This window comes from Hymenobacter chitinivorans DSM 11115 (assembly GCF_002797555.1).
In the GTDB taxonomy this organism is placed as follows: Bacteria; Bacteroidota; Bacteroidia; order Cytophagales; family Hymenobacteraceae; genus Hymenobacter; species Hymenobacter chitinivorans.
On record NZ_PGFA01000001.1, the window covers coordinates 83,476 to 97,292 of the forward strand.

The 13,817-nt window shown below is 58.7% G+C and carries 10 protein-coding genes; 2 read left to right on the plus strand and 8 right to left on the minus strand.

Annotated features, from left to right (window positions below; genetic code table 11):
- Nucleotides 1-11: 11 nt before the first annotated feature.
- A complete protein-coding gene (locus tag CLV45_RS00370; protein ID WP_100334422.1) occupies nucleotides 12-311 on the minus strand; it encodes a DUF3817 domain-containing protein in 300 nt (99 codons plus the stop codon).
- 147 nt (nucleotides 312-458) lie between these two features.
- Here CLV45_RS00370 and CLV45_RS00375 point away from each other — a divergent pair, with 147 nt between their 5' ends.
- Nucleotides 459-1,160 (plus strand): ferritin-like domain-containing protein, encoded by a 702-nt coding sequence (locus tag CLV45_RS00375; protein ID WP_100334423.1) that lies wholly within the window; start codon nucleotides 459-461, stop codon nucleotides 1,158-1,160.
- Between the two features lie 97 nt (nucleotides 1,161-1,257).
- Here the strand turns inward: CLV45_RS00375 and CLV45_RS00380 are convergent, their stop codons facing one another.
- A complete protein-coding gene (locus CLV45_RS00380; RefSeq protein ID WP_100334424.1) occupies nucleotides 1,258-2,091 on the minus strand; it encodes a M12 family metallopeptidase in 834 nt (277 codons plus the stop codon).
- A 285-nt stretch (nucleotides 2,092-2,376) separates the two neighbouring features.
- A complete protein-coding gene (locus CLV45_RS00385; RefSeq protein WP_157807195.1) occupies nucleotides 2,377-3,729 on the minus strand; it encodes a WD40/YVTN/BNR-like repeat-containing protein in 1,353 nt (450 codons plus the stop codon).
- 472 nt (nucleotides 3,730-4,201) lie between these two features.
- Here CLV45_RS00385 and CLV45_RS00390 point away from each other — a divergent pair, with 472 nt between their 5' ends.
- Entirely contained in the window at nucleotides 4,202-4,912 is a 711-nt protein-coding gene (locus CLV45_RS00390) for a hypothetical protein (protein WP_100334426.1), read from the plus strand.
- 226 nt (nucleotides 4,913-5,138) lie between these two features.
- Here the strand turns inward: CLV45_RS00390 and CLV45_RS24745 are convergent, their stop codons facing one another.
- The 5 genes from CLV45_RS24745 to dnaX form a co-directional block, all read right to left on the minus strand.
- On the minus strand, nucleotides 5,139-5,534 hold the full coding sequence (locus CLV45_RS24745; protein ID WP_157807196.1) for a hypothetical protein: 396 nt from the start codon (nucleotides 5,532-5,534) through the stop codon (nucleotides 5,139-5,141).
- A gap of 9 nt (nucleotides 5,535-5,543) precedes the next feature.
- Complete coding sequence (locus tag CLV45_RS00395) at nucleotides 5,544-6,716, minus strand: DUF3800 domain-containing protein (protein ID WP_100334427.1); 1,173 nt, start codon at nucleotides 6,714-6,716, stop codon at nucleotides 5,544-5,546.
- A gap of 78 nt (nucleotides 6,717-6,794) precedes the next feature.
- Complete coding sequence (gene icd, locus CLV45_RS00400) at nucleotides 6,795-8,060, minus strand: NADP-dependent isocitrate dehydrogenase (protein WP_100334428.1); 1,266 nt, start codon at nucleotides 8,058-8,060, stop codon at nucleotides 6,795-6,797.
- 216 nt (nucleotides 8,061-8,276) lie between these two features.
- Complete coding sequence (locus tag CLV45_RS00405) at nucleotides 8,277-11,312, minus strand: M16 family metallopeptidase (RefSeq protein WP_245882498.1); 3,036 nt, start codon at nucleotides 11,310-11,312, stop codon at nucleotides 8,277-8,279.
- 361 nt (nucleotides 11,313-11,673) lie between these two features.
- Entirely contained in the window at nucleotides 11,674-13,806 is a 2,133-nt protein-coding gene (gene dnaX / locus CLV45_RS00410) for a DNA polymerase III subunit gamma/tau (protein ID WP_100334429.1), read from the minus strand.
- Nucleotides 13,807-13,817: the final 11 nt, after the last annotated feature.

Consider the following 13,817-nt stretch of genomic DNA (forward strand, 5'->3'; position numbering starts at 1 on the left):
TCCCGCCCAGCTTACTCCTGAAACAGCTTCTTCTCGGCCCAGAAAGTACCAAACGGCACTACCGACACGGCCAGGGCCAGCAGGGCCTTGCCCCCCGACCAGCTCCGCAGCAGGCTCACCTGCAGCACCAGCAGCACGTAGAGCACAAAGAGTACCCCGTGGGCCATGCCCACCGCCTTTACTGCCTCGGGTTGGCCAGCCAGGTACTTGAGCGGCATGGCAATGCCCAGCAGCACCAGAAACGATACGCCTTCCAGAAATCCAACCACGCGCAGGCGGCCCAAGGGCGTCCGCCACCAAGAAGAAAGCATACAAGCAGCTACTGATGAAGCCGCAAGATACGACGCGGCCGGGGCCGGCGGGCGGCACCGGTTGGGGCTGCTGTAGTAAGCTCGGCCTAACTCATTGATAACGCGCGCCGTAAGCCTAGGCTGAATTCACCAACCTATTCTCTTGTCATGACCCAGTCTAACCAACCTACTCGCAGCGGCAGCGCATCCTCGTATAACTCGGCCTCCCTGGGCTCCTCCAACGCCGACGACTCCTTATTGAGCCAGGCCGGCAAGTGGCTTAATAAAGGCAGCATGGGCGACATGCTCGGCCGCATGACGACCACCCAGAAAGTAGTGGGCGGGGCCCTGCTGGCCGTGGGTGCCGCGGCCCTGCTGCGCGGCAACAAGGGCAAGACCCGCAAAGCCTCAGCCGGTGCCAGCGCTGGTTCCGATGCCCAAACCGACACGCTCAACGAACTGCTCTATTTCGTTAACGACCGGATAGAGGGCTACCAGCGCGCCGTGGACGAAAGCCAGGACCCCCAACTCAGTGGCTACTACAAGCAGCTGGTCAGCCAGAGCCAGCAGTTTGCCAATGAGCTCAACGGCTACCTACGCCAGCAGGGCGGCGGCCGCCAGGACAGCACCACGGTGAAAGGCAAGTTCTACCGCGCCTGGATGGATGCCAAAGCGGCCCTGACCGGCGCCGACGAAAAAGCCATTCTGGGCTCCAACATCTACGGCGAAGAGTGGGCCATCAAAGCCTACGAGGATGCCCTGAGCGACAATACCCTGCGCGGCCCGGTGCGCCAGGCCGTGGAGCGCCAGTGCCAGCAGTCGAAGCAGACGTACAACCGCCTCAAAAACATGGAAAACAAGCAGGAGTAGTTGCTTAGGTTGAGCACCACTAAAAAAGGGCACCCACTGCTGGGTGCCCTTTTTTAGTGGCGTAACGGCGCTGGACCGGCCAGCGCGCTACTCCGCTTTAGTACATAATGTCGATGCCGGCCCGGTCGCCGGCGGAGAGGGCTGAGCGTTGGATGTTGAAGGTGGAGCCGTCTTTCTTGGTGATGGTGGGCTGGCCGTTGGAGGAGAAGGAGAACGAGCCGTACATCATGATGGAGCCGAAGTCGAGGGCGCCGAAGTCGGTGCCGCTGTAGCCGGAGGTGCTGTACTTGACGAAGTTATTTTCGTAGCCCGACTGAATGTTCTGGGTCAGGATGTTGACGTAGGTGTCCCGGTCGTTGCGGGTTTGCTCGTGGAACAGGCCCAGGGCGTGGCCGATTTCGTGAATGGTATTACCCGTTGTGCAGCCCGAGGCCAGGTTGATGTACTGCCGGCCGCCAATCATGCCGATGTTGGAGGAGCAGCCCGAGCCCACGCGGAAGGTCACGTAGTTGGCCTGGGTGGTGCGCGGCACGAAGCGCACGGCGGTATAGGTCTGCCAGTGGGTAATGGCGTCGGTTACGCGGTTCTGGCTGGGCAGGGCGGCATCAATGGTGTAGTAGACCACGGCGCTGGGCCACTTGCCGGTGTTGCGGCCGGCGCTTTCGGTCTGCGGGCCGGTGGGGTTTACCTGGCTGGCCGTCAGGATAATGTCGCCTTCGAGGATGTTCTCCCCGTTGATTTGCTGGTACACGCCCAGCTTGCTGACCTGGGCCGGGCCCGTCTGGCTGGGGTAGGCTTCTTCCACTTTGGCGGCCTGCACGGCGGCCGTGCTGGCGGGGGCGGCGGCATCTTGTTCTTTGGAGCAGCTGGAGAAGGCCGTCATTCCGAGACCTAAGCCGAGCATCAGGAGAGAAAAGCGGGTTGTTTTCATAGGGAGAAGGAAGTGAAGTAATTATGAATTTAACAAATAATGGCCTTTTATTTTGGAATAACTACCAATAAACAACCTAATTGATTGAAAATACTATAAATACTATTACGTATTGGGTTGGTGCCATTGCTTATGGCATCCACATCGGGGCCATAGAGTGCGGTGCGGCTAGCAACGTGCTGGCGGCGGCGGCCCCCAATGGCGGAAGCCTTTGGGCTACCCCGCCAGCTAGGCAAGTGGGGTAGCCCAAAGGCTTCGAAAGGGGCTGGGCGGAAGAGGAGGCGGCTAGGGCAGCACTACCACGGCGGTGCTCTGCCGGACTTGGGCGCCTTCCAGCACGATGGTATAGAGGCCCGCGCCGAACGGGGCCAGGGCCAGGCCCAGGGGGGCGGCCGTGAGGGCTACTACCTGGCGCGACCGGCCCAGGGCATCCACGACGGTGGCGCGCTGGTAGCGGCCGGCGGCGGGCAGGGTCACGGTGTTGGTGGTCGGGTTCGGATACAGCGTCACTTCGGCGGCCGTAGCGCGCTGGGTGGGCAGGGCCACGCCGGCGTATTTCACCAGGGCAGGGTTGGAACGGACGCCATTCTCAAACTGGCTGGCCCAGGCCTGGGTGGGGCTACCGGCGGCTAGCAGGCTGTGGGCCTTGGCGTCGATAGTGGTCCAGGTGGCGCCGTCGTCGGTGGAGAGGGAGGTGCCGTCCTGGGCGTTGGCAGTAGATTGGTAGGAGGCGCCGGCGCTGAGGTAGTGGCGGGGGGCGCCGGGCACGGCCACCAGGGTGGTCAGCAGCTGGGGCTTGGCGTAGGGCACCGGGGTCCAGGTCTGGCCGCCGTCGGTGGTGCGCAGCAGCTGGTTGGAGCTATAGGCCAGGCCGTGCAGGGCGTCGTGGAAGGCGGTGCCCTGCAGTTCAAGCTGTAGCCCGGTGGTACTGCTCTGCCAGGTTTGGCCCTGGTCGGGGGTGTGGAGTACCTGCCCGCTGCGGGTGGTGACCCACAGGTGGGAGCCCAGCACGGTGATACTGCCCAGTTGGTCGTTGGGGAGGCGGGGCAGGGGCTGAGCCACGGGCGCCCAGGTTTGGCCACCATCGGTGGTGAGCAGGAAGGGCCAGGTAGTGGGGGTGGCTTCGTCGGGGTAGGTGAGGGCCACAGCGCGGGTAGCGGAGAAGGAGCGCACAGCCTTGAGGCGGGTGCCGGCCACCGGGTTGGTAACCTGCTCGAAGCTCTTACCGGCTAGGCCCGTGGTCGACTTGAATAGCTGCATTCCGTCGCGCACGCCCCCGCTGCGGGTGCTGACTACGGCCCAGGCCGTTTGGCCGTCCAGGGTCCAGCAGTCTTCCAGGACCGTGCCGGCGGGGCCGTTGTAGGAGGCCAGGACCTTGGTTTGCCAGGTCTGGCCCTGGTCGGTGGAGGTGTGGACGGTGCTTTGCACCACGCCCAGGGAGCCGCTAAAGGTGGACGTGGCCCAGAGCGCCGGGCCGGCCAGCTGCAGGGTTTCGACGGTGCTGCCGCCGGTGGCGCCGTAGTAGGCATCCCAGGGCAGAACGGGGGCCGGGGCCCAGGGCGCTTGGGCCCGGGCGGCCGGAGTGGCGGCCAGGCCCAGCAGGGCCAGCATCGTGAGGCGGGAGAATAGGTGTTGCATGCGGATGAAGGGGGGTAAGAATAGATAGGAGGAACTGCTTAAAGCTAAGCAGAATAGCGGCAATGGAAAGGGGATGGAAGAATTCGGGGCGATGGGGAGCAGGGGGAGCAGCTCCGGTCGAAAATCTGCGGCGGGTGGCCGGCCAGCGGAGCCGGGAGGACGGGCGCAGGCCGGGGAAGTGCTCCGAGCGGCTCAAGTGGGGTTCCTAACACCTGAAGTACGGCCTCGAACACCTGAAGTGTGTTGTCGAAGGCCCAAAGTACGATGTCGAACACCTGAAGTGCGGTGTCGAACACCTGAAGTACGATGTCGAACACCTGAAGTGCGGTGTCGAACACCTGAAGTGCGGTGTCGAACGCCTGAAGTGCGGTGTCGAAGGGTAGAAAAAAGAAAAGCGTTGACTACGAGTACACTGCGGGGTAATTAATCCTAGCTTACGGTTGAGTTACACCTTCTAATCTTATTATGTTGTATGAGTAAGCCCGTACCTAATTTCCATTTCCGCCAGGAAGAATTACTGCCCCTGGCCCGGCTGCTGCACGGCCACGTCACGCGGGACCTGGCCGAGTTTAAGGCCTTGCTGCCCCAGGAGTACGGGCCGCAGTTTTTGCCCGACTACGCCGCCCGCCTAGCCGCGGCCGAAGTGCTGGTCAGCCCCACGACGACCCGGGCCCAGGGGGAGGTGATTACCCAGCGTATTAAGAGCACGACGGAGAAGCTGCCCCTGCTGCTCGACCACCTCGACGCCCGGGTGCGGCGGGCCCAGGGCCTGACGGTGCCGGCCGGTTCGTTTGGCACCAAAGCAGTGCGGCAGGCCCGCAGCTCGGGCGACGTGGAGCGCCTGGAGAGTAAGCTCAAAAGTTTGCTCCAGAACCTGGATGCCAACCAGGCGGCGCTGCAAGCCAAGGGCCACCCGGCCGCGGACACCCAGGCCCTGCGCACCCTCTACGCCGACCTGACCCAGGACACGACCCTGCAGGATTTGCACCAAAGCACGCAGCCCACGCTCACGGCCGACAACATGGCGACCCTGAACCACCTCTACGCGCTGATGCAGGAGGTGCTGGCCGACGGCAAAAGCCTCTACGGCCGCTCGGATAAGGTGAAGGCCCGCAGTAGCTACACGCTGCGGCAGCTGCTGAAGCGGGTGCGCACGGAGCGGGGTGGGGAGAGTGAGGCGTAAGGAGTGTTAGTGGAAAAGGAAAAGGGCACCCGTTGGGGTGCCCTTTTTTGTGGAGGGTGCAGTCGCTCGGCTATGCCGAGTGACGACTACGCTTGAGCAGCTGTGCTGCGAATTGGGTCGCGCCGCTAGAACTATACGGCGCGGGATGCTCGGGGCGGAGCCCCTCGGGCGTAGTGGTCACTCGGCAATAGCCGAGCGACTGCGGCGCAACTAGGCGCACCATTGATCAATATAATTGCCCAATAACGTCGAAGGGTAAATTATAGTTGTGTGTTCTATAGCCGTTCGTGTCAACTAATACAATATCCATGGCTTCTGTTATCATGCCGCTCGTTGATATGTATGGCTCTTTTCTTATGATTATATATTTAGGCATCGTTCTATTTGTTCCATATATCCCTATGTATGGGCATTCGCTTTCGTCGCAAATCGAATAGTTTTTTTCTCCAGGGAAGTTAAGTGGGTTAGCAAGTGTGAAATTCTGAAATATATTTAACTCTTCATAAGTCATGCATCTGGCTTCCTCATCTTCATCCAAGATAAACCAAGTTGCAGTATAGCCAGTTGTATTTCTGCTGACGTTGTATTTAAAATTTTCGATGTTGGTTTGTAATTTGTACATGGCTTGTCGTTAGTTTGTGTTATCAATAAGTTTCTGAAGTTCGCTATATTCAGACCTGTCTAAAATATCGAGGGTGTTGCTTGTTGATAGTTTTATGAGGTCTCGACATTTTCTGACTCTATTTATCATAGGAATAATTATGCTATTGCTATGGTTGATAAACTGATATATGTCTGATACACTTGTGGGAAGCTTGTAACCCTTGTCACCGCTGCTGCTACTAGCTATTAATACTCCTGCGTCACGTAGTTTACCAACAATTGAAGTCCTGAAGTAGAGCGGTGTTAATCTTGTTTCTCTTCCAGCGTTAAGATGATTGATAAGTTCTTGTGTCGGTACGAAGCCTTGCTTCTGATAAGATCTTTGATAAAAGAGTAAAAGCTTTAAAAAAGAAACTTGCTCAATATCGCCTGGGTTATTAATTTTTTTATTATCAATAAAGTCAATAGCGTATCTAAGGCTTAATTTAGCTATATTCTCATCGAATTCACGCTTCTCGTCTTCGATAGGATAATAGTTTACATCTTTATAATTAGGTGGAAATTCATTGATACTTGCTATTTGATGGCGTATTAAATTTAGAAAGTTCACTGTATCAAAGCCTTTTTCGCTATATTTTTTTCTTTGATTTTCATCATAGTGGTGGCCTATGGTTCCAGCTATGAAGTCAGCTATTTGTATTAATATATTTTTCTCGCTGTTTTCAAGATCAAAATATGATCCATGAAATAAATCTCTTATATGGTTCTTTTTAACATATTCTTTGAACTCTCTCATGTAATCATTTGACCCGTGCTCATCTACAACCAAAGTCAAATTTGGTAATGTTCTATATAACTCTTTATATACAAGGCCGTTTATAAACTTGTGAAATGATGCTTTGTGCTTGAAGCCTTCACTGTATAACGCCCTTTTATCAACAGTGACAGCGAATATCTGAATATTCATTTTTCCTATCTCTTCAAGGATTAGAAGTCGGCGTTTATAGTTTGTAGCAACATTCTTAGACTTTATCTCTCCAGTTTGAAAGTGTCTTTTTCTTATTGCTTCTGCTTGAATTTCAAGTAAGCCAAGATCATGTTTATCCACGATGATACTAGCAACAATGAAATGTGTGCTCTGTCTTCCGAAATCAAAGGAAGTATTCCCATATTCGTCTGCAAAAGCTACTGGTTGTTTCATACAGATCGTAGTTTAAAGCAAAAACCCCGCGCCAGCCTAAGCCAACGCGGGGTTATTTAATTGGCTACGGCCAAGCTACTACATCCGGGCGATAATCTCGTCGCCGAACTCCGAGCATTTCAGCAGAGTAGCGCCTTCCATGAGGCGTTCGAAGTCGTAGGTTACGCGCTTCGAGGCAATGGCAGCTTCCAGACCTTTGTAGATTAGGTCGGCGGCTTCCTGCCAGCCCAGGTGCTCGAGCATCATGGCGCCGGAGAGAATCACCGAGCCGGGGTTTACCTTATCGAGGCCGGCATACTTGGGGGCGGTGCCGTGGGTTGCTTCGAAGATGGCGTGGCCGGTCATGTAGTTGATGTTGGCACCGGGCGCAATGCCAATACCCCCCACGATGGCGGCCAGGGCGTCGGAGATATAGTCGCCGTTCAGGTTCAGGGTAGCAACGACCGAGTACTCGGAGGGGCGGAGCAGGATCTGCTGCAGGAAGGCATCGGCGATGCTGTCCTTAATCAGGATCTTGCCGCTTTCCAGGGCAGCCTTCTGCTGGGCATCGGCTACGTCCTGGCCCTGCTTGGCCACGATTTTGTCGTACTGGGCCCAGGTGAATACTTTGTCGCCGAACTCGCGCTCGGCCAGCTCGTAGCCCCAGGTTTTGAAGGCACCCTCGGTGAACTTCATGATGTTGCCCTTGTGCACGATGGTCACCGAAGGCTTGTTGTGGCTAATGGCGTACTCGATGGCGGCGCGTACGAGGCGCTCGGTGCCTTCCTTGGACACGGGCTTGATGCCGAACGAGGACGACTCGGGGAAGCGGATTTTCTTCACGCCCATCTCGTCCTGCAGGAATTCCAGCATTTTCTGGGCCTGGGGCGTACCGTTCATGTACTCGATGCCGGCGTAGATGTCCTCGGTGTTTTCGCGGAAGATCACCATGTCGGTCAGCTCGGGGCGCTTCACGGGGGAAGGCACGCCTTCAAACCAGCGCACGGGGCGCAGGCAGGCGTAGAGGTCGAGCTCCTGGCGCAGGGCCACGTTCAGGGAGCGGATACCACCGCCGACGGGGGTGGTCAGGGGGCCTTTGATGCCCACGAGGTAGTCGCGGAAGGCATCCAGGGTTTCGTTGGGCAGCCAGTTGCCGGTTTGCTTGAACGACTTCTCGCCCGCCAGCACTTCTTTCCACATCAGCTTGCGCGAGCCGCCGTAGGCCTTTTCTACTGCGGCGTCGAATACGCGCACGGAAGCGGCCCAAATGTCGGGACCGGTACCATCGCCCTCAATGAAAGGAATTACGGGTTGGTCGGGTACGCTCAGCTTACCGCCTTTGATGGTGATTTTGTTCTCTGCCATTGTTAAAAGTTGTCAGTTGCGAATTGACAGTTATTTAGGGTGTTTAAGTTGTTTTTAAGAGGTAACAAATCCGTCTATGTTCCTTGGCAACGTTGGCCGTCATGTCGAACAGGGTGAGACATCTCGCGTGCTGATGTTGCAATGCTATCTGATTACCATTGCACGCGAGATATCTCACTGCGTTCGATATGACGTTCTGCTGGGGCGCATATTTGGTTAATAGCCGAAAATCTCTTTCAGCGTGAGTTGCTGGACCTGACCGTACTTGGCCAGCTCCTTGAAGTTGAGGCGGTCTTTGGAGCCGATGACCAGGATGGTCTGGCTTTGGCCCTTGACCTTGGCTTGCTGAAACTTCTTCAGATCGTCGAAGCTCATGTTCTGGGTTTGCTCGTACACGTCGCGGCGCAGGTCGTAATCGAGGCCCAGGCGCTTGGCGCGCTCGTAGCTGAAGAGGATGTCGGACTTGGTGATGCGCTCGGTGGCGATGCTGTTGCGGATGCTTTGCTTGGCGATTTGCAGGTTGGCTTCAGCCACGGGCAGGTCGTTGAGCAGGGTCTCCATGCCGGCCATGGCCTCGCCGAGCTTGTCGCTCTGGGTGCCGATGTAGCTCAGGTTGTAGTTGGAGCGGCCCAGCTTGTCGGCGTTGGCGTAGCGGGAGGAGGCGGAGTAAGCCAAGGCCTTGGACTCGCGCAGCTCCTGAAACACGATGCTGCCCATGCCGCCGCCGAAGTACTCGTTGTAGAGGCTCACGGTGGGCACCAGGGCTTTATCGTACACGTCGCCGCGGGTCAGGAACAGGATTTCGGCCTGCACCATGTTGTAGTCGACCCAGTACACCTTGCGGTCTTTGAGCGGCTGCTCGGCAAAGTCCTTGTTGGCCGGTACGGGCGTGAGCTTGGCGGGTGTTTTATGGAAAGCATTCAGGACGGTTACCACGCCGGCCTGATTCTCCGTCTGCCCAGCATCAGTGCCGTCACTCTTTACTGTAACGGTTTGCAGGCCTTCCGTGCGGCGCGGCCCATAATACAACACCCGGTGCTGGTAGCTGGTCAGCTTCTTGGTCAGGGCGGTGAGGTCGGCGGGCTTCAGGGCCTTGAGCTCTTTCTCGCTCAGCTGGCTGGTGAAGGGGTTTTTGGGGCCGTACTTGGCGAAGCTCAGCATGGCCTGGGTCAGGATAACCTGCTTGTTGAGCTTGGCATCCTTGCGGGCCTTGAGCACCCCATCCACCATGTCCTTGAGGGCTTTGGCGTCGGGCTTGGGGTTGGCCAGCAGGCTTTCGAAGAGTTGCAGGGCCGGCTCGAAGTTGCTGTTGAGGCCGCCGAGGCTGACGTAAACGCGGTCCTGCCCGCTGGATACCCCGAAGGAGCAGCCCAGCTTGTAGAACTCCTGCTGGAGCTGGGCGGCCGAGAACTTGTCGGTACCCAGGTACTGGAGGTAGTCGGCGGCCAGGCCCAGCTTGGGGTCGTTGTTGGTGCCCAGGTCCAGGATGTAGTACAGGTTGAACAGCTCGTTTTCGGTGTTGCGGGTGTAGTACACCGGCACGCCCGAAGTCAGCTTGAGCTCCTGAATGTCCTTTTTGTAATCCACGAACACCGGCTGGAGCTCGGGGCTGGGCTTGCTCACCACTTCCTTGTAGAAGCTGGAGGCCACTTCGCGATTCACGGGCACCGGCGTAATGGCGGGCTTTACCACTTTGGGCGTGCTCGTGTCCTTGCCGGTTTTCTTGTAAATCAGCGCGTAGTTCTGGCCGTAGTACTGGTTGGCCACGCGCAGTACTTTCGCTTTCGTGATTTTGCCGAAGTCCTCGTACTGCTGGAGCACATCCTGCCAGCTCTGGCGCGAGACGAAGGCGGCCACGAAGGCGCCGGCGCGGGCCTCGTTGCTCTCGTAGCTCTTGGTGCGCTGCAGCTTCTCGTTGTTGATGATGGCCGGAATCAGCCAGTCGGGGAAGCTGCCCTTTTTCACCAGCTCCAGCTGACTTAGCAGCAGGTCGCGCACCTGGGGCAGGGTCTGGCCCTGGCGGGGGGTGGCGTAGAGGACGTGGGACGAGTAGTCGTTGTTGATATCGGTGAACGAGGCGGCCTGCAGTACCCGCTGCTGCTGGTTCAGGTTCAGGTCAATCAGGCCGGCCTGGCCGTTGGTCAGGATCTTGTCGATCATGCGCAGCACCAGCGCGTCGTGGGTGGCGGCGCCGGGGAAGCGGAAGCCGAGCATCACGTTTTCCGCGTCGGGGCCCACTACTTCCTTTACTACGGGCGCGGCAATAGCGTCTTCCTTAGCAGGGGTGAAGGTGGGTACCGGCTTGCTTTGGAGCTTGCCGAAGTACTGGTCGATGAGGCGGATGGTCTGGTCGTAGTCCAGGTCGCCCGAGAGGCACAAGGCTACGTTGTTGGGCACGTAGTACTGGCCGAAATACTTCTTGATTTCGGTGATGGAGGGGTTTTGCAGGTGCTGAATCGTCCCAATGGTGGTTTGGGTGCCGTACTCGTGCTTGCGGTACAGGCTGGCGTTCAGCGCCTCGTATTCCTTGCTGAAGTCGTTATCTAGCCCGCGGTTTTTCTCCTCGTACACAGCCTCCAGCTCGGTGTGAAACAGGCGGGGCACCATTTCGCCCAGCCGCTCACTCTGGATGGCGGCCCACTTCTCAATCTGGTTGGAGGGAATATCCTCCTGGTACACCGTCTGCTCGACGGACGTGTAGGCATTGGAACCCTTCGAGCCGATGGCGCCCATCACCTTGTCGTACTCGTTGGCCACGGCGTACTTGGCCGCCACGCTCGAAACGGAGTCAATCTGGTGGTAGAGCTTCTTGCGCTCCGCCGGGTCGGTTTTGGAGCGGTAGACCTCGTAGAGGGCCTCAATCTTGTCCAATTCCGGCTTTTCGGCGGCCCAGTTCTGGGTGCCCAGGCGGGAAGTGCCCTTGAACACCATGTGCTCGAGGTAGTGGGCCAGGCCGGTGGCGGTGTGCGGGTCGTTCTTGGAGCCGGCGCGCACGGCCAGGTAGGTCTGAATGCGTGGGGCGTCGTCGTAGTCCGACAGGTACACGGTCAGGCCGTTGTCGAGGGTATAGATGCGGGCCTTGAGCGGGTCGCCAGCCACGGTTTCGTACTTGTACTCTTTCTGCTGCGCCGGGGCCGTTGGGGTCGGAGCGGTAGTCGCCGCCGCGGTGGTGGCGGGCTTGCTCGTCTGGCACTGGGTGGTGAGCCCAAGCGCCGCAATGGCTGGAAAAAGAAGCAGAAAGGGTTTTTTCACGAAATTCCCAGGGCAGAAAGCGAGGCGTAAGGACAAGGTTTCAAAGATAGGCGGCCGGTATTGCAATTAAAAACCCAATGCGCTATTGGATTGATTATGAGCGGATTTTAAGTTGGGCGCAAAGTCCGGAATAATTAGTATGTAAGGCCGGCTGGTTTTGGGTGCTTGGTGGCAAGTCGGAGACTGGCCGCGTGCAGGGCCCGGCCGACGCGGCGGCGCCGAAGCCAGTGGGTCGGATTGGGAAGGGGTAAAACGCTAGTAGCGCGAACTTTGTGGTTCGCGTGCCCGAACGACAACCGTGGAAACGGCGCGGGGCACGCGAACTACAAAGTTCGCGCTACTACCTACTGGCGGTAAGATATTAGTCGGTATCCAGGCCCAGGCGTTGCTTCATGGTGAGCAGCACCGGGAATTTCTCGGAGAGGTACTCGAATTTATCGGCCGAGGTGTAGAGCATGCGGCCGGTGGGCGCTTTTTCGGCCAGTACCACCTGCACGTTGAGGTGGCGGTAGCCGGTGCGGCGGCGCAGCTCGGTGAGCAGTTCGGCGCGGAAGTCATTGAACTGGTCGAGCTGCACGGGGTTGTCCACGGTGAGGTGCACCACGTGCTGCTCATCCACGAGAATGGGCCGGTTGAGCAGCACGTACTCGGTCATCCGCTCCGCCCGTCTCGACTCCTTGATTTCATTCCAGACCTGAAGCAGCTTTTCCTCATCGATGGGCGGCAGGCCCGTGACGGGACCCGTGGGCTCGTCTTCCACCACCGCCGGACCGGCCTGACTGGCCGAAACCTGCTGGGCCACCTGGGCTTTAAGGTCTTTGAGGCTGGGAATAAGCTTGGCCGCGGGGCTCAGGGGCTTGAGCATGGGCGCAATGCGGCGCGGCCCCTCGGGCTCGTGGCCTTCGAAGCTCGGCGCCCCGATTTCCACGTGCGGACTCGTGTCGCGGAACTGCTGCACGGGCTCCACCACGTCCCCGTCGTCCTCGATGCTGGGGGTGTCGTGCAGCTCCTCGATGCCGCTTTCGATGGGCACAATGGGCTCCGGGTCGGCGGGGGCCGTTACGACGGGCCGGGCTGCCGCGGCCGAAACCGGCGGCGGGGGCGTAGCTTGGGTAATAGCTGCCGCTACGGCCCGTGGGGCGCCATTCACGGCCGGGGCGGCAGCGGCACCAGCACCGTTTACGGCCGGAGCCGGAATGGCCGCGCCGTTCGAAGCCGGGGCAACGGGCGCTACACTAGTTTTTTTTTTAGCCTCGCCGTTGGAGGACGAAGGGCTCATTTCGCGGGCGAACTGTACCGCCCCGTTCAGGTAGGCCAGCTTCATGAGCATGAGCTCCACGTGCAGGCGCTGGTTTTTGGCCTGCTTGAATTCCCGGTCGCACTGGCTCACCAGGTTCAGGGCCGAGAGCAAAAAGGCCAGCGGGGCGGCCTGGGCCTGCTGCACGTAGCGGGCCCGAATGCCTTCCGACACTTCCAGCAGCTGCACCGTCACCTGGTCTTTGCACACGAGCAAGCCGCGCAAATGCTCGGCGGCGCCCACCACGAAGTTGTGCAAATCGAAGCCGTTCTGCATTACCTCGTCGAGCAGCAGCAGGGTCTGGGACAAATCTTCCCGCAGCAGGGCATCGATGAGGCGGAAGTAGTACTCGTAGTCGAGGATGTGCAGGTTCTGGACCACATCCTTATAAGTCAGATTGTGGCCCGAGAAGGTCACCATCTGGTCGAACATGCTCAGCGCGTCGCGCAGGCCGCCGTCGGCTTTCTGGGCCAGCAGGTGCAGGGCGTCGTCTTCGGCCTGGATTTTCTCCTGCGTGGCCACGTGCCGCAAATGCCCGCGAATGTCGTCGACCCGAATCCGGTTGAAGTCGAAAATCTGGCAGCGGGAGAGAATCGTGGGGATAATCTTGTGCCGCTCGGTGGTAGCCAAAATGAAAATGGCGTAGGACGGCGGCTCTTCCAGGGTCTTCAGAAAGGCGTTGAAGGCCGCATTGGAGAGCATGTGCACCTCGTCGATGATGTACACCTTAAAGCGGCCCTGCTGCGGGGCGTAGCGCACCTGCTCCACCAGGCTGCGGATGTCTTCCACTGAGTTGTTGGAAGCGGCATCGAGCTCGTGCACGTTGAAGGAGGCATTTTCCTGGAAGGCCCGGCAGGAGGGGCACTGCCCGCAGGCTTCGAGCTCAAACGGGGTGTTGTCCGGGTCGGCAGCCTTCTGCAAGGCGGCCGGCACCAGCTCGGGCTGGGTGCGCAGCAACTCCGATACCGGCCGGCCCTGGCGCACGTGCTGTTCCACAAACTCGCAGTTGATGGTCTTGGCCAGAATCCGGGCGCAGGTGGTTTTGCCCACGCCCCGGGGGCCGCAAAACAGGAAGGCCTGGGCCAGGTGCTTGCTGGTAATGGCATTCTGCAGCGTGGTAGTCACGTGCTGCTGGCCCACCACGCTTCTGAACGTGGCAGGACGATATTTACGGGCCGAAACGACGAAATTTTCCATACTCCTTCCTG